This is a genomic window from Oryzibacillus soli (assembly GCF_051594765.1).
Classification (GTDB): Bacteria; Bacillota; Bacilli; order Paenibacillales; family NBRC-103111; genus Paenibacillus_AR.
Map to the genome: position 1 here is coordinate 41,370 of NZ_JBPPGJ010000004.1, position 16,550 is coordinate 57,919.

At 59.3% G+C, this 16,550-nt stretch carries 15 protein-coding genes; 5 read left to right on the forward strand and 10 right to left on the reverse strand.

The genetic code is table 11. The features are described 5' to 3' along the window. Positions 1–48: 48 nt before the first annotated feature. The 6 genes from ric to ACSEXW_RS06240 all read right to left on the reverse strand — a co-directional run bounded on the left by ric (position 49) and on the right by ACSEXW_RS06240 (position 7,257). Entirely contained in the window at positions 49–771 is a 723-nt protein-coding gene (gene ric / locus ACSEXW_RS06215; protein WP_438445248.1) for an iron-sulfur cluster repair di-iron protein, read from the reverse strand. Between the two features lie 164 nt (positions 772–935). Continuing rightward, on the reverse strand, positions 936–1,829 hold the full coding sequence (locus ACSEXW_RS06220; protein ID WP_438445249.1) for a GAF domain-containing protein: 894 nt from the start codon (positions 1,827–1,829) through the stop codon (positions 936–938). A 124-nt stretch (positions 1,830–1,953) separates the two neighbouring features. Further along, positions 1,954–2,619, reverse strand: coding sequence for a response regulator transcription factor (locus ACSEXW_RS06225; RefSeq protein ID WP_438445250.1), 666 nt, complete (start codon positions 2,617–2,619; stop codon positions 1,954–1,956). Further along, the gene (locus ACSEXW_RS06230; RefSeq protein WP_438445251.1) at positions 2,616–3,743 is read right to left on the reverse strand and encodes an ATP-binding protein; all 1,128 of its coding nucleotides are present in this window, start codon (positions 3,741–3,743) and stop codon (positions 2,616–2,618) included. Before ACSEXW_RS06230 ends, ACSEXW_RS06225 begins: the two co-directional genes overlap by 4 nt. A 145-nt stretch (positions 3,744–3,888) precedes the next feature. Further along, positions 3,889–6,003, reverse strand: coding sequence for a stalk domain-containing protein (locus ACSEXW_RS06235; protein ID WP_438445252.1), 2,115 nt, complete (start codon positions 6,001–6,003; stop codon positions 3,889–3,891). 99 nt (positions 6,004–6,102) lie between these two features. Then, positions 6,103–7,257: a F510_1955 family glycosylhydrolase gene (locus ACSEXW_RS06240; protein WP_438445253.1), complete on the reverse strand. Its 1,155-nt coding sequence runs from the start codon at positions 7,255–7,257 to the stop codon at positions 6,103–6,105. A 183-nt stretch (positions 7,258–7,440) separates the two neighbouring features. Here ACSEXW_RS06240 and ACSEXW_RS06245 point away from each other — a divergent pair, with 183 nt between their 5' ends. The 4 genes from ACSEXW_RS06245 to ACSEXW_RS06260 all read left to right on the forward strand — a co-directional run bounded on the left by ACSEXW_RS06245 (position 7,441) and on the right by ACSEXW_RS06260 (position 11,593). After that, complete coding sequence (locus ACSEXW_RS06245; RefSeq protein ID WP_438445254.1) at positions 7,441–8,166, forward strand: lipase family protein; 726 nt, start codon at positions 7,441–7,443, stop codon at positions 8,164–8,166. Positions 8,167–8,300: 134 nt separating this feature from the next. After that, the gene (locus ACSEXW_RS06250; protein ID WP_438445255.1) at positions 8,301–8,849 is read left to right on the forward strand and encodes a YfiT family bacillithiol transferase; all 549 of its coding nucleotides are present in this window, start codon (positions 8,301–8,303) and stop codon (positions 8,847–8,849) included. Between the two features lie 149 nt (positions 8,850–8,998). Continuing rightward, the gene (locus tag ACSEXW_RS06255; RefSeq protein ID WP_438445256.1) at positions 8,999–11,095 is read left to right on the forward strand and encodes an LTA synthase family protein; all 2,097 of its coding nucleotides are present in this window, start codon (positions 8,999–9,001) and stop codon (positions 11,093–11,095) included. Positions 11,096–11,230: 135 nt separating this feature from the next. After that, entirely contained in the window at positions 11,231–11,593 is a 363-nt protein-coding gene (locus tag ACSEXW_RS06260) for a LysM peptidoglycan-binding domain-containing protein (RefSeq protein WP_438445257.1), read from the forward strand. A 151-nt stretch (positions 11,594–11,744) separates the two neighbouring features. On the opposite strand, the gene ACSEXW_RS06265 is transcribed toward ACSEXW_RS06260, so the two are convergent. From ACSEXW_RS06265 to glpX, 3 genes are all read right to left on the reverse strand, one after another. Continuing rightward, on the reverse strand, positions 11,745–12,212 hold the full coding sequence (locus tag ACSEXW_RS06265; RefSeq protein ID WP_438445258.1) for an RpiB/LacA/LacB family sugar-phosphate isomerase: 468 nt from the start codon (positions 12,210–12,212) through the stop codon (positions 11,745–11,747). Positions 12,213–12,222: 10 nt separating this feature from the next. Continuing rightward, positions 12,223–13,014, reverse strand: a complete 792-nt coding sequence (locus tag ACSEXW_RS06270) for a DeoR/GlpR family DNA-binding transcription regulator (RefSeq protein WP_438445259.1) — start codon at positions 13,012–13,014, stop codon at positions 12,223–12,225. A gap of 72 nt (positions 13,015–13,086) precedes the next feature. Continuing rightward, the gene (gene glpX, locus ACSEXW_RS06275) at positions 13,087–14,115 is read right to left on the reverse strand and encodes a class II fructose-bisphosphatase (RefSeq protein WP_438445260.1); all 1,029 of its coding nucleotides are present in this window, start codon (positions 14,113–14,115) and stop codon (positions 13,087–13,089) included. Positions 14,116–14,448: 333 nt separating this feature from the next. Here glpX and ACSEXW_RS06280 point away from each other — a divergent pair, with 333 nt between their 5' ends. Next, positions 14,449–14,994 (forward strand): P-loop nucleotide/nucleoside kinase family protein, encoded by a 546-nt coding sequence (locus ACSEXW_RS06280; RefSeq protein ID WP_438445261.1) that lies wholly within the window; start codon positions 14,449–14,451, stop codon positions 14,992–14,994. 79 nt (positions 14,995–15,073) lie between these two features. Here the strand turns inward: ACSEXW_RS06280 and ACSEXW_RS06285 are convergent, their stop codons facing one another. After that, on the reverse strand, positions 15,074–16,504 hold the full coding sequence (locus ACSEXW_RS06285; RefSeq protein ID WP_438445262.1) for an NAD(P)/FAD-dependent oxidoreductase: 1,431 nt from the start codon (positions 16,502–16,504) through the stop codon (positions 15,074–15,076). Between the last annotated feature and the right edge of the window lie 46 nt (positions 16,505–16,550).

A 16,550-nucleotide genomic window follows, 5' to 3' on the forward strand; every position in this document is an offset into this window, starting at 1 on the left:
ACAATTAACATTTTTTCCGAAGACAAGGGTGTCGGCTTGCTCCCCGGCTTAGTCGTGGCAGCCGCAGTGGCCCGTGTAGCGCAGGAACAGAATATTATTCTCCAGATGAATATGGCGGAACATATCCGACTCCAGCTCCTCCAGCTTGGTGAAGGTCAGCTGGTAGGTGCGGCAGGCTCCCTCCGGCAGCGTATAGCCACCGGTTACTTCGCGCATCCTCTTCAGCAGATCGCCCGCGTGCTCATGCTCCCGCTCCAGCTCCTCCAGCTTGCTCTCCGCCTGATGGTAGAGCTCGTCCGTCGGGTTCTCCTCGTGGGCCAGGATCAACGGGAACAGCTCCTGCTCCTCCTTGACCATGTGCGTCTCCAGCTCCCGCTTGAACTCTTGGAAGTACCGGTAGAGGGGCTCCAGCGAATCCGCATGGTGCGGACCATGGACCCGAAGAATTTTGGCGGTGAAGTCAGCCAACAGCGGCAGCTCCGAACGCAGATAATCGTGGTGCTTCGTAACGATCTCGGCGATGATGGCGCGGGACGGCGCAGCGCGCCAGTCCGTACCGTCGATGCGCTCTCCAGCGGCGGTCCAGGCCTCGTTCAGCTCCCCGAGAACGGTCTCCTTGTCCAAGCCCTGCTGGCGGATCACCGTGTTAAGCGCCCGGTTGCCGCCGCAGCAGAAGTCAATGGCATGCTTCTTGAATACATTGGCCGCTCCTGGGAATGCCGCCACCAGAGCTCCTACGGTTTCTTCGCCTGTATACATACGGTTCGTCATCTTCATACTCCTCCTTATAGTGCTCGCCTTCGCGAGAGTGACAGATGTCACAATGACTTCGATACACAAAAAATAACACATCCCTGATGCCCTCCTTGTGATATGCATCACGTTTGGGAGCGGGGATGTGTTATGGAGGATACCACATGCGTAACAGCTATATGTTAAAACACCCAAGGCGCATTTACGGCCATAAGCCCAACGGGCAGATTGATCCTTACCCGGAAACGGCCTGGCTCGTTATACATCTCTACGTTGCCCTGCAGCTCACCGACTCGGCCGATCAGCCAGCCCAGCTCGTTCTCCGGCCCGCCCAGATTGCCGGGAGCTTCCGCCTCCAGCGTCATGCGGGAGCTGTCCTTGCGCTCCACGCTGATCCGAAGCTGCTCTCCTCCGCGGACAAGCGTATCCCGGAGCCGGTCCAGCCATTCCGTCATCTCCTGCTGCAGCTCCGCCGGAATCCGGGTGATGCGCTGGTCCAGAATCTCCGCCCCGGAGAAGACTGCCGGCTGGCTTACGTGCCGGTGCAGGTACTTCATGAGCGGCGAAGCATCCGGCGCCGGCTTCTCCCGGCGGATCTCGGCAGGATCGTAGGAGGCCGCGTACAGCTTCCCGATGCTTCGGGCCGCCTGATCGACCGTATCCCGGTCCGACTTGCTGAAGATCCTGCCTTTGCGGTCTGCCGCCATCAAGGTGCCGAATACGGTGCCTCCGTCCCCGACGGGAGCGGCATAGCAGGAGATCAGCTTCTCGATGATCATGATCGGATACTCCAGCGGATCGGAGGCCACGTCCTCCGGAAAATCATGGACGGCAAGCGGCCGGCCCGTCAGAAGCACGTCACCGGCTATTCCCTTGCCCATCCGGATGGCGATGGCCTTATACCGTTCGCTAAGCGCGCCGAAGGCCACCCGCCAGCGGATCTCCTCCTGCTCGCGGTCATACAGGGCCAACGCCACGTAATCCGCATCCAGTTTGTCCTTCAATAGGCTGAGCGCCGTCCTGACGGTCGCCTGCGGCTCCGCATCAGGACCCTTGCCCGGTATCTGTAGGCTCATCCCCGCCATCCTCCTCTTCCATTCTGCTCCCATTGTATCGTCCGCCGGCAGCCCGCGCCACCCGGCAGAACCCTCGTATGGGGAAAGGCATTTCCCCTATAGACGGCGGGAGCGGCCCCCGGCCCTAATCCTCGAAATCCAGCAGTCCCCTCTTGATCGCAAACCGCATGAGATCCCGGCGGGTCGACAGCCCGAGCTTATCCATGATATGAGCCTTGTGGTTCTCCACCGTCTTGGAGCTGATGGCCAGCATGTCGGCCATCTCCTTGTTCGTGTATCCCTTGGCGGTCAGCCCCAATATCTCCTTCTCCCGCTCGGAGAGCAGCTCGTAGCTGTCCGCAGGCTCCTTCTCCCCCGGCGTCGTGCTCTGCAGATAGCCCTGGATCACCTTCTTGGCCGCAGCCGGATGCAGGTAAGCCTGCCCCTGGTGAACCTGCCGGATCGCCTTCAGAAGCTCCGCACCCGGGGAGGACTTCAGAATGTATCCGCTGGCTCCGGCCTTGAGCGCCCGGAACAGATATTGATCATCATCGTGCATGGTCAGGATCAGCACCTTGGCCTCCGGCAGCGTCCCCATCAGCTCCGCGGTGGTATGGAGACCATCCCGCCCTCCCGGCATGGAGAGGTCCATCAGCACCACATCCGGCTTCAGCTCCAGCGCCTTGGCCACCGCCTCCAGTCCGTCCGCCGCCTCTCCCGCCACCAGCATATCCGGCTGGGCGTCGATCAGGAGCTGCAGCCCGCTGCGGACCACCGCATGGTCGTCCACCAACAGAATCCGTATCTTCACGCTTCTTCCCCTCCTTCCGGCAGCGGCAGCACAACGGTTGCCACCGTTCCTGCCCCTGGCTCCGATTCCAAGCGGAAGACGCCGTTCAGCGCCTCCGCCCTTTCTTCCATGCTGTAGAGGCCGACGCCCCGCTTTTCCGTAAGCGACGGCAGGGCGAAGCCAACGCCGTAATCCCGGACGGTCAGCACCGCCTCACCGTTCCCCTGCTTCAGCGCAACGTCGATTCGCCCCGTCTGGGCATACTTGGCCGCATTCGTCAGCGCCTCCTGGGCGATCCGGTACAGCGCCGTCTCATAGGCTGCGGGGAGCCGGCGCTTGTCGCCTTCATAGGTGAAATTGACCTGGATGCCGAACTTCTCCCCGAAGGATTGGATATGGTGGCGAAGTGCCGCCAAGAGCCCCATATCGTCCAGAACGGAAGGCCGGAGCTCGGCCGATAGGTGCCGGATATCCTCGATCGTTTGGCGCAGAGACGTCTGCAGCTTCTCAATCCGCCCGTACGCAGGATGCTCCTCGCCCTCCTCCAGGGAGGAGGTCAGGACGTCCAGTTGGATCAGCGCCCCATAGAGCGATTGCCCGATCCCGTCATGCAGCTCCCGGCTCAGGCGCTTGCGTTCCCGCTCCTGGGCCAGCAGAATGCTGTGCGTCATCATCTTCGAGATCCGCTCCCGCTCATCGCGGCGTTCCCGGTCCAGCTCTCCCAGCCGGAAAATATACCGGAGCCCCCCGTCCGGCTCCTGGTAGGAGGACACCGTCAAGGAGACGCTCCGCATGCCTCCTTCCGGCGTTCGAATGGCAATCTCCCGGGACTGGCCGTCGCTAGGGAGCAGGAAGCAGGCATCATAGTCGCAGCGCTTCCCCATTCCCGACTCGTCGGTGCAGACCGTACAGAAGTGAAACCGCCCCGATTCCGCCCTGCGGCCCATCATCCGTTTCGCGGCCGGGTTCGATTCCAGGATGTTCAGATCCGCATCGAGGATCAGCATCCCGTCCTGAATGTGCTCGAATACGGCGGCCAGCCGGTCCTGGCCGGACTTCAGCTTGCGGGCTTGAACATAGAGGAGAAGCCCGAATCCGGCGGCAGCACCCGCCAGAACAAGCCCGACGATCCATATGGCGGCCAATCGGAGTCCCCCTTTTTCATCCTATGATATCTATCTTAGCATAACCTCCAGCCCGCGGCGCGACCCGTTTCTTCGACAAAGGCCGGACGGCGCCTGCGTTCCCGCAAGCCCGTCCGGCCCTTAAGCTGCTCCTCCGACGCCGGAGCTAATTGGAGACGACCTTCTCGCCGTCCTTGAAGAGCCCCCGGTATTGGACTGTGATTCCGTCGGTGGCATACAAGATGCCGTACCCGTCGCGCAGGCCGTACTTGAACTCCCCTTCATATTCCTTCGAGCCGTTGTTCCAATAGCTGACGCCCGAACCGTGCTTGCGGTCGTTCTCGAACTCCCCGGCATATTCCAGCGTGCCGTTATGATACAGCTTGCCGGTTCCGTTCTTCCGGTTGTTCTTGAACTGGCCCTCATACTTATACTCGGGACCGGCCAGCACGCCGGCGCCTTCCCGCATGTTGGCCTTGAAGCTCCCCTTGTAGGTCCCTCCATCAGCCGTATATTCGGTCCCCTGTCCCTCTCGAAGTCCGTTCACCAGATCACCGCTGTAGACCAGCGCCGCGAACGACTGGGAGGGGAACGTACCTGTGGGGGCTGCGCCCGTCCCGGCATCCGTAATCCAGGTCTGGGTCCCGGTACCGGTCAAGCCCGTGCTGTCGGCGGACGGATAGACCTTGTATACGTTGCCGCTGCGGGCCAATTGATCCATCACGTACTCGACCTCGGTCATCTTGTAGGAGGTCTTGCTGTCCTGGGCCGTGCTTCCCGTATCCGGAACGAAGCTCCAGCCGCTTCCGTGCTTCTTGTCGCTCTTCCAGGAGCCGGTATATTCGAGCCGATAATCCTTATACGAAGAACCGGTGCCCTCCCGCTTGCCGTCTGAGACCTGACCCTTGTAGACGATCTTGCCGGAGGTGTCGTACAGCTGCCCGGTGCCCGACATTTTCCCGTACTTGAATTCCCCTTTGTAGAACGGGGCCCAGTCGCTCAGAACTCCGGCTTGGCTCAACACGGTGCCGGTCACGATTCCCAGCTCCCCTTGGCCGCTGGGTTCTCCCTTGTCGGAGAATTCGCCGCTGTAAACCCACGTCTTACCGCCTGAGCCGATCCGCAAGCCCCTATCATATTCCGCTTCCGTCATGTAGACCGCTTCGATTTCCTTGACGCTGGTTACGCTGGTGCCGTCCAGGCCGTAGGACTTGATCTTCCCGTACCGGTACACCGTTCCGCTGCCGTGCCGGACATCCTTATACCAGAAGCCGGAGTAATCCACTTTCCCGTCGGTTCCGTAGGATTTGCCCTCGCCGGCTCGGACGCCGGCGGCCCAGTTCCCTTCGTAGACCATCTTGCCGGAATCGTCAAAGGCTACGCCGTAGCCCTCCCGCAGCCCCCGGACGATACCGCCTTCGTAGACGGTCTTGCCTGTGGCGTTGTACTGCTTGCCGCTGCCATCCATCCGGCCCGACTTCCAGTTCCCGTCGTAGATGACCTTACTTCCGGAGATCAGCCGGCCGCTTCCCTGGGGAAGGCCCGACCGGAACTCTCCTTCGTACCGGACGCCGGCCGTATCGTAGCGGATCCCCCAGCCCTCGGGACGGTTCGCCTTCAAGCCGCCTTCATAGACGAGTCTGCCCTTGTCATATACCTTGCCCGCACCGTTCAGCCCGCCGTCCTTCCAGCCGCCCGTGTAGATCAGCTCGTCCTTCAGGTACAGAGAAACTTGGGCCTGTCCGCCCATGAGGGAGCGCTCGCCCTCCAGCCGGTAAGCCTCCGGCCCGGCCGCAAGCGCGGCGTCGATCCGCTGCCAGACGGTGGACTTCACATAATAGTTCGCCCGCAGAATATCCGTTTCGGTGATGAAGCCTAAGAGCTCCAAGACGGATTCCGAGGGGAAATAGGCGCTTCCTTCGACCATCCGGACGGGATAATCCAGATGGATTGGACCTCCATCCAGCAAGGCGATGCTGCTATCCGGGGTCAGTTCCAGATGCCTTCCCGCTTGGTCGGCCAGGATCACCCCGCGTGACTCGTCGTATCTGATCCCGAAGCCCAGCCGGGTCAGGAGAGCCCGTACGGGCATGTAATAGATGCCATCCTCCACAAAAGCAGGCTGCTCCAGCCTCTCCACGTTTCCGTCCACCACAACCCGCGCCTCGCGGGCCGCAGATTGGCCGGCAGCCCCATAGGGCGCAGCCAGCAGGACGGAAGCAGGAAGCGCGAGCAGCGCTGCGCGTCTCAGCCATGTGATTGCGGCCGGATTCTTACTCATAGCGTCCAATCCTCCGTTCCAACGGTCCAATGCGGAACCAATGCCGCCCGATTGTTCGACATTTTTCCAATACCGCTATTATAGCAGGATTCGGCTGGGCTAAGAGGTTTTTTTCTCCGCTTTGGGCAGAAGCTCCGGCTCCGGCTTGGTCTTCCCGTTATCCGCCAGCCGCATCCATGTCTCTCCCCCGTCCGTCGTCAGATAGACGTCCTGATCGTAGGTGGTGATGATGCGTTCCTTCGGATTCGAGGGATGGTGGCCGGTATACGCCACGGCATCCTCCTTCAGCTCCGGAAGGGGAACCTCCTGAAGCTTGCGGGTGGTGGGGTCCAGCTGCAGGAGGGATGGCTTCTCTTTGAAGCCGCCGACGGTCAGCTGTCCGTCCCGGTCGAAGCCCAGAGCGGAGATCCCCGTATCCTTCAACAGCTTCTCGAAGCTCTTGCCCTGATCCTTCGATAGGAACAAGCCGTCCCGGCTGCCCACGGCAATGATATCGCCATTCTCCGGATGGACGGCAAGAGCCGTCGGTTCGCCGGCGAACCCTGTCATCGGACAGAGGGTCCATGACTTGCCGTCATCCTTCGTCACATACAGGCCGGGCTGCTTCAGCGTCTCATTGGGGGCCGGATTATAAGCATAGATTACCGGATTGCGGTATGAAACCCCAAGCAGATGGAAGTCCACCTGTCCGTGCAGGGCTAAGATCTGGATCGATTTTCCTTCGTCCGTGCTCTTCACGAGACCCAGCGGATTCTGGAGCTTCGAGCCGGACACCGGGTGGCCGCTGCTATAGAAGCCGCCGTCATAAGGCGCGAAACCCATGTAATCGTGCCGTTCTCCGTCACCGGATGTCCATTCTCCGTCCGAATAATATTTGATTCCGTCGTGGGTAGCCAGCATGATCCGGCTTCCGCTTCCGTCATAGGTCAGCCCATGGATATGGATGAGATTCATCGGAGCGCTTCCGTGGTCCTCCTGCCACATGCCCGAGGAGACAAAAGCGCCCATCAGAACGGCTCCCGTTCCGGCCAATAAGGACAAGCCCTTCAGCCAGCGCCCTTCCGGCCGGTGGCGGCGGATCCAATACACCGCCGTCAGGATGACCGTCACCGCGCATAGAACGGCTACGACCCATATGTACCAAGCGATTCCGGCAGACGCGGCCGTAGAGTCCTCCCCGTTGGCATAAGCGGTGCCTCCTCCCGCGAGAGCTGCGGCTGCAGCCGGGGCGGCTGCGCGGTAAATTCCTTTCACTGTTGCATCCTCCGTCCTTATGTAAGATCTATGGGACATTATAGCACGGAGCCTTGCCCTTGCATAAGGTAGAGAAACCCGAGGATCTACGACTGCCGGAGCGCTCATATGCCAGGCGTTCGGCAAGAAGTCTAGCAGCGTCCTCGATTATTCTGAGACTTGATGCAAAGGGGGCCCTTCACCATGGGACGGGAAAGATGCCTTCTCATGTCCGTATTCGCCTATCAGGCGATTCAGCAATACCGGTCCGGCGCCATCCGGCTGCCGGCCGGGTACCGCCCGGTGGCCCTGTTGGACGGCCCCGGCGCCCCCCGTCTGGGCTTCGCCGCGGAATCCGCCGCCCGGTACGTCCTGGCCTTCCGGGGAACCGAGGACTGGGAGGATCTGCGGCGGGACGCCAGCTTTGCCCAGACCGCTTATCCCTATGTCAACGGTGCGGGCTTCACCCACAGGGGGTTCACGGAGCTGTATGCATCCGTCCGCGAACAGGTGCAGCAGCTGATCCGGCGTATTCCTGCGGGCAAGCCGCTCTACGTGACGGGCCACAGTCTGGGTGGCGCTATAGCGGCCCTGTGCGCCCTGGATGCCGCCACTTCCCGGCGGATTCCCGTATATCTCTATACCTTCGGCTCGCCCAAGCCCGGCAATGCGGACTTTGCCTCCGCCTTGGATGCCAGGGTCAAGAGCCATCTCCGCATCTTCAATCCGAAGGACCTTGTAACGGTACTGCCCCCCGCCCTCCTGCTGTTCTACCGGTACGAGCACGGAGGGCGTCCCGTGCCCCTCCCCTTTAATCGGCCGAATCCCTTTTCCAACCACAGCATGGCGGCCTATGCCCAGGCCTTGTGCAGCGGCAGCTCCGCGTCCTGCCGGAAGCTCTGCCGCCGGGTGCCCGGTCTGTGCCCTTGACGGCCCTCGCCGACCTTGTCCGGGGAGACCGCATAGGCATATCCGATGGATGCCATCTGCTTTTATCGTTACCCTTGATGCTACCTTCTATGGTACGATATTCCATACCAAAAAGCGAAAGGGTGGAAGAAACGATGACGATGGAACCGGAAGAACTGGAGAAGCTGAAGTTTCCGCTGGGACGTTTTACTTGGGAGGGAGAATGGAGCGAGGAACGGAAGAACGAATGGATCGCGTCGATCCAAGGCGCTCCGGAGGCCCTTGCCAAAGCGCTGGACGGTCTGGGTGAAGCTCAGTTGGATACCCCCTATCGTCCCGAAGGCTGGACCGTACGCCAGGTGGTGCATCATCTTGCCGATTCCCATCTGAACAGTGTGACTCGCTTCAAGCTGGCGCTGACCGAGGACCATCCGGTAATCAAGCCTTACCGCGAGGATCTGTGGGCGGAGCTTGCGGACGCCCGCTCGTACCCGGTTGCAGCCTCTCTCCGTATGCTGGAGGGGATCCATGACCGGTGGACGGCGCTGCTCCGTACCATGACCGAGGAGGATTACCTCCGCACCTTCTTCCATCCCGAGTCCCAAGCCGACGTCTCCCTGCGCCGCGCTCTTGCGAATTACGCTTGGCACGGAGAGCACCATACCGCACAGATTCTGGAGCTTCGAAGACGTCAATCCTGGTAATCTCCGACGAACGGACAGCAATCCTTAAATTTCTCTTAAACTCTCTATCACACGGTGGAATTTCCCGTTTTCCATCCTGATCTCCCATGATATAATACCAACGAAACTATGCATTAACACTTCGTTAACAATTGGGAGAGCAGGCACAAATGAAAAATTGGGCAAAGACGGCGGGACGTTATTTGCGGGGCAGATACGTCCTTTTTATTCTGGGTGCGTGGCTGACATTCCTGATGGAATTTTTAAGCCGCACCTCGGCCAGCGCGACGATGCATTGGTCCTACGGTCACATTCCTGCTTATCTCTTCAATACCGTCTTATTGACGGGACTCCTGATGCTCTTTACCGCCGTCACCGGCCGTACGCGCTGGGCATACTGGATCGTATTCACGCTCGCCTTCATCCTCTCCCTGATCAGCGGGGTGAAGATGAAGATTCTCGGCGTTCCGTTCCTGCCCTGGGACCTGGTCTTAACCGGAGAAACCTCCGACATGACCCAATATATCAATAACATCATGGACGTCGGCACCATTGTGGGCCTGTTGGTCTACATCGGAACCAGTGTTGGCCTGCTCTACCTGGTCCCCGGCATGATCAAGCGCATCCGCGGGTGGGAGCGAATTGCCTACGCAGCGGCCGCCCTCTTGATTGTGGCCGTCGTCTACTTCCAGCCCAAGGCCATGATGCATGGGGTCTTCGGCATCGAGGAGAAGACGTGGAACCAGAAGGATAACATTCTCTCCAATGGCCTCCTGCTCAGCACCCTCTTGAATCTGGACGAATTCGGGGTCAGCAAGGTGGCCGGCTACGATGCGGAAGCCATCGAGGCTCTGGTCAACCGCCCCTCGGATGCCGTCAAAGCCGGAGAAAACGAGCCGGCCGTCAAGCCCAATGTGATTGTCGTACTTAGTGAAGCCTTCTGGGATCCGACCATCATCCCGGGCGTCAAGTTCAGCCGGGATCCGATCCCCGGTTTTCATAAGCTGGCCGAGAAGTTCCCCAGCGGATGGATCCTGTCCCCGCAATATGGCGGCGGCACGGCCAACGTGGAATTCGAGGTCCTGACGGGGAACACCATGCGTTTCCTGCCCCAAGGCTCCACCGCTTATAACCAGTTCGTGAACCGGCCGGTGGATTCTCTCGCTTCCATCGCCGCGCGGCAGGGCTACACCTCCACTGCCATCAGCCCGTTCCACAACTGGTACTTCAACAGCCGCAAGGTGTATGAATACTTAGGCTTCTCCAAGTTCATCAGCATCGAATTCTTCAATCAGGTCTTCGAAGGCCCGTACATCGCCGATGATGAGGTCGCCAACAATATCATTAACGAGAGCAAGCAAACCCCGGGCCCGGATATGATCTTCGCCAACACGATGCAGAACCACTTCCACTTCTGGCCGGGCAAGTTTAAGGAGAACACCATCAAGGCCGAGGGCGTGGACGGGCAAGCCAAGGGCTTCCTGGAGACGCTGGCCCAAGGCCTGATCGATGCGGACCGCATGCTTCTGAAGCTGGTGGATCACTACAGCCAGAGCGGCGAGCCGACCATCATCCTCTTCTTCGGCGACCATATGCCGGCGCTAGGGGACGATTACAAGGGCTATATCGATGCCAAATACATCTCCGGCAAGGATGACCCCGATTTCTGGACCAAGATGTACCGGACTCCATTCGTCATCTGGAATAACTACTTGCCCGAACAGAAGGAAGACATGTACCTGAGCCCCGCCTTCCTCGAGCCGTACATCGTGGAGAAGGCCAACCTGAAGGGCACCTATTACACGGACTACCTGAAGCAGCTGTACAAGAAGATTCCCGTTCTGCCGCCGAAGGATCAATACGCCAAGCTGAACATCAACGAACAGGACCCGGACTTGCAGAACTACGAGAAGCTCCAGTATGACATCCTGTTCGGAGATCAGCACGGATATTCGGAGTTCAAGGATCAGATCATGCCCAAGAGCTTCGTGCTCGGCCTAGGCGTCATGGACTTGACGGCCGTCACTCCTTCCGGCGACAACGGCAAGGAGGTTACCCTGACCTTGGATGGCGCCAACCTGCCGGAGCTGTCGGAGGTGACCCTGAACGGCAAGCCGCTGAAGACCAAGTTCGTGTCCCACGAGAAGCTGACCGCCATTGTACCGGCGGACCAGAGCAAGCCTGGAACCTGGGACATCGCCGTACACGTGAAGGACAATAAGGACAGCGTCATCGCCCAGACCAAGACCGTCAAGCTGGACCGATAGATCAGACAGCCTCCCGCTCTTTTCGAGCCGGGAGGCTTTTGTTTTGGGCGGATGCCCGTAGACCTTAGCCCGCCCTCCTGCATACAGTATCGGGAAGAGTTTTTTACCAACCCTTTACAGGAGGTTTTCCCTTTCATGACTTATATCGTTCAGCCCGGAGACACCTTGTTCTCCATCGCCAATCGCTTCGGCATCTCCATGCAGGCTCTTGTCGCCGCCAACCCCGGTCTTCAAGCCGGGACTCTCATAACCGGTCAGATCATAACGGTGCCCACCGGCGCCGCCTTGCCTCCGAGACCTCCGGTTCCCCCGGTGTCTCCGTTCCCGCCATTCCCGCCGGTTCCTCCGGTCGGCAACTTCGATCAGCGTCTGAACCGGCTGGAACGAGAGGTTCGGGAGCTGGAGCGGACCAACCGGGAGCAGGAGCGTCAGCTGCGTCAGCTTGACAACCGGGTGGACCGTCTGGAGCGCCGCGTACAGAGGCTTGAAGAGCGGTAAGCTCGGGCATGAAGAGGCCGCCGTGGAGGATTCCCCTCCCGGCGGCCTCTATTCCATTGCAGTTCTATAGAAAGGATTGCCATGTCCGCCGGCCCCAATCCAGCCCAAAAAACCCAAGGGCTACCCTCCCTTGGGTTCACAGATCCTACAATCATTCAGGCTGCTGCCGTCGTTCCTGCCGCCTCTCGTCACGTTCGGCGATCTTGCCGATCTTGCGGGCGGAAGGACCGCCCTGGAACTCGGACGCCAGCCAGACGTCCAGCACCTGCTTGGCCCGCTCCGGCTCGATGATCAACGCGCCCATAGTCAGAATGTGAGCGTCGTTGCTCTTCCCCGCCCGCTCCGCCGAGACGGGATCGTGACAGAGAGCCGCCCGGATCCCGCATACTTTGTTGGCGGCGATGGTCATCCCGTTGCCCGTGCCGCAAACCAGCACGGCCCTCGGATATTGCCCCTCCAGGATGCCGTCCGCCACTCGGAAGGCGATATCCGGATAATCCACCGGGTCCGTGCCGGTGCAGCCGAAATCTACAACCTCGTATCCCCGCTCCGTCAGATACACCCGGAGCTCTTCCTTCAGTCCATATCCCAAATGATCGCTGCCTAGTCCGATTCTCATACCCTGTCCCTCATCGGTCAACCGTGCAGACACGGATGCCGCGTTCTCTCAATTCCCGGAGAATGTCCTCGGGAGCCCCCGTGTCCGTAATGACGTCATGCACCCGGTCGGTGGCGGCATAGCTGGCAATGGAGCCGACGCCGAACTTGGTGCTGTCCACCAGAGCCACGACCCGGCTGGCCGATTCCACCATCCGGCGCTTCAGATCCACCTCGTAGATGTTAAAATCCATCAGCCCGCTCTCCGGCTTGAATCCGGCGGGAGAGGTGAACAGAATGTCGGCCCGGATCTTCTCCAGCAGCTCGCCTCCCAATAGCCCTTCCACGGCGCCGGAGCCCATGCGGAGCACGCCGCCGATCAGGATCACGTGCAGATAGGGGTTGTCCTTCAGCTCCAGAGCCGTATAGATCCCGCTGGTGACCACAGTCAGCTTGATCTGGGTCCGCTTCAGACTCTTGGCCAGCTCCAGAGCGGTGGTGCTGGCGTCGATGAAGATGCACTGGCCCTCCTGAAGATAGTCCATGGCCTTCAGGCCGATGGCAGCCTTCTCCCGGATGTTGAGCTTCTCCCGCGACGAGAAGCTGAAGGAGGAGCCCGTAGGCACGGGCTGTCCAGTAAGGACGGCTCCGCCATGGATCCGGCGGAGAATGCCTTCCTCCTCCAGCAGGTTCAGATCGGTCCGAAGGGTTGCCTCCGAGACCTGCAGTTCCACGGAGAGCTCCTTCACCGTAGCGCGCTGGTGCTTGGTTAAATATTCAATTAATAGCGATCGGCGTTCGTCGGCCATCATATTTTTGGACAATTCGCTTCACCTGTGCATTCCGTCATGATTGGAAGATTCCATCCTCCACCATATCACGAAAACCGCCGTCCATCAAACATAGGCCGGCTCGCGGACGGCCTTGGGTGCCTCTTCGCCCGCATCCGCTTCCTGCGCCTTCAGGTTCTTCAAGACATACATCTGCTTCTTGCGTCCCAGGGCCAGAATGGAATGGGTCAGCCACTGGTCGCCCTGCTTGCGGGCGCCCTGCAGCATGGGACTGTCGGTAATGCCCGTGGCAGCGAAGACACAATCGTCGGACTTCACCAGATCGTCCAGCAGCAGGATGCGGCGGTAATCCTCCAGGCCCATCCGGCGGCAGCGGTCTGCCTCCACGCGGTCCCGCGGCAGAAGCCTGGCCTGCATATCTCCGCCCAGGCAACGGACGGCCACCGCCGATACCACGCCCTCCGGCGCGCCGCCGATGCCGTAGAACAGGTCCACCTCGGAGCCGGGAATGGAAGGCGCTACCGCTGCAGACACATCCCCCTCCTGGAAGGTCATTACTTTGATGCCGGCTTCCCGCAGCGCGGCGACAGCGGCATCGTGGCGCTCCCGCTTCTGAATCGCCACCGTCATGTCTTCCAGCGGCTTGCGAAGAGCGGCAGCCACTGCCATGGCGTTCTCCAGAACGCTGCGATTCAAATCGATGCAGCCGCGGGCTTCGGGACCGACGGCGATCTTCTCCATATACATGTCGGGAGCGTGAAGGAGGGTCCCCTTAGGAGCCATGGCAATAACCGAGATGGCATTCTCCCGTCCGTCGGCCACCAGGCTGGTTCCCTCCAGCGGGTCCACCGCAATGTCCACCGATGGCCCGGTTCCGGTACCCAGCTCTTCGCCGATGTACAGCATCGGGGCTTCGTCCAGCTCCCCTTCGCCGATCACCACGGTCCCCTTCATCGGCAGCCGGTTCAGCAGCATCCGCATGGCGGCCGTAGCCGCTCCGTCCGCTTCCAGCTTGTTGCCGCGCCCGATCCAACGGGCCGATGCAACCGCCGCCGCCTCGCATACCTCTACAAGCTCCAGGCCCAACAGCTTCATCGGATCATAACAATTCGGAATCGGAGACCAATCCTTCACGCTTAACCACTCCCGTTTGATTTCATATTCGATAAATACAGTATCATATACAATCGGTCGATTATCAATATGTTTTCGTTTATTTTCGTTTTATTTTCACTTTTGTGTTGTTTTGTTGATTTTTTCGTGTTTACGGATGTCTTTATAGCAGTCCTGCGATCGAAGGCCACGAGCGGCCTTCATTCCTATGAACATCCGGCATCCCCGCCGCATCTACAGAGGGGTACATCGTAGGAAGGATAGACTGCTCTTCGATAAGCATTTAGGGTAATATCAAGGAAGACGCCATACGTTAGTAAGGAATAGGAGAATTCTCATCGAAGGAGAGTATGTATGAATCAAGGCAGAATGATAATTATAACCGGCTCGCCAGGGACTGGGAAAAGTACAACGGCCTCCCTTGTTGCTAAAAAGTCTCATTTCTCAAAGTCGGTACATATGCACACGGATGATTTCTACGGCTATATTCGTAAGGGGGCCATTCCTCCATTTTTACCGGAATCACAAGAACAGAACGTCATTGTTATGGAAGCCTTTTTGGAAGCTGCAAAACGGTTTGCACGTGGCGGGTTCGATGTGATTATAGATGGCATTGTCGGTCCCTGGTTCTTAGAGCCTTGGCAAAAAGCCGTACAGGATCATTATGAAGTCCATTACATTATCTTAAGAGCGACTAAAGAAGAAACCATGAACCGAGCTATCAACCGTTCCAAATTGGATAAAGACGCCAACACAGAATTGGTAGAGAAAATGTGGGAGCAATTCAACCATTTGGGTCCCTATGAATCCCATATTATGGACACAACCAACCAATCCACCGAACAAAGTGTTTCAACCATTCTAGCTGTGATTGAAAGAAAATCCTCTTTATTAACATAGCCCTATCAAAAAAATAACCTTCCGGCATTCCTGCCGGAAGGTTAAACGCTGCGGCTATCGAAGCCGGCCGCTCTGACACTTACATCCGCCCGACCACGTTCCGGGCGATCCATACGCCTGCCGCGCCGGCCTGGGCCAGGCCGCGGGTAATGCCCGCCCCGTCTCCGCCGCAGAACAGGCCGGAGATCTCGGTCTCCAGCGCTTCGGTCAGCTTGGGACGCGCCGAGTAGAACTTGGCCTCCACCCCGTAGAACAGGGTGTGCTCGGCAGCGATGCCGGGAGTTACCTTGTCCAGCGCCTCGATCATCTCCACCAGGCTCTTCATGGTGTTGTACGGAAGGACCAAGCCCAGGTCCCCCGGCACAGCCTCCTTCAACGTCGGTTCAAGGAAGCCTTCGCGGATCCGCTCCACGGTGGAGCGGCGGCCCTTGCGGATATCCCCGTACTTCTGCACGATTACGCCGCCGTTGGACAAATCGTTGGCCCGCTTGCAGATTTCTCTGGCATATTCATTGGGCTTATCGAACGGCTCCGTGAATTTGTGAGAGACCAGCAGGGCAAAGTTCGTGTTCTGGGAGCCTAGCGCCGGATCCTTGTAGGAGTGGCCGTTGGCCGCCATGACACCGCTATGGTTCTCCACCACCACGTGGCCCGAAGGGTTGCTGCAGAAGGTGCGGACCCGGGTGCCGACCGAGGTGTTGAAGATGAATTTGCCTTCGTATAAGTGCTCGTTGATCTCCCTCATGACCACGTCCGAGGTTTCGACCCGGACCCCTACGTCCACCTGGTTATTGTACATCTTCAGCTTCCGTTTCTTCAGGATCGAAGCGAGCCACGCGGAGCCGTCCCGGCCCGGCGCGATCATGACGTAAGGCGCGGAATGAATCGCGCCGTCCTTCAGCTGGATGCCGGTGACCCGCAGGACGCCGCCGTCCTTTTCGGTCACGATATCCAGAACCTCCGTATGGTACATCATCTCGATGCGGCTCCGCAGATACTCATAGATCGAAGCGAGAATCTTCAGATTCTGCTCCGTCCCCAAGTGTCGTACCTGAGCCCTCAAGAGCTTCAATCCGGCCGCGTACCCCCGCTGCTCGATGCTCCGGACCGCCTCCGTCGTAGGATCGGTCAGTAACGGCGTGGCCCCGTGCTTCAGGTTCAGCTCATCCACATACTGGATCAGATCCAGTACCCGGGAGGGAGACAGGTAGTCCGTCAGCCAGCCGCCGAATTCCGTTGTGATGTTGAATTTGCCGTCACTGTAGGCACCCGCGCCGCCGAAGCCGCTGGTGATGGAGCAAGCCGGCAGGCATCCAGCAAAATCCTTCTTCCCCGCGGCAGGGGGACACAGCTTGATCTTCTCCTCCAGAATGGGGCAGCGCCGCTTATAGATGTCATTCCCCTTGTCGACCAGCAGAACACGCGCCTCCGGCTTCTTCAGAACCATCTCATAGCAGGCGAAGATACCGGCGGGGCCGGCTCCAACGACAATCAGATCATACGGTTTCAACGTCTGTTCCCTCCACATTGTTCATTTTGCACGCAACAAAAAATCC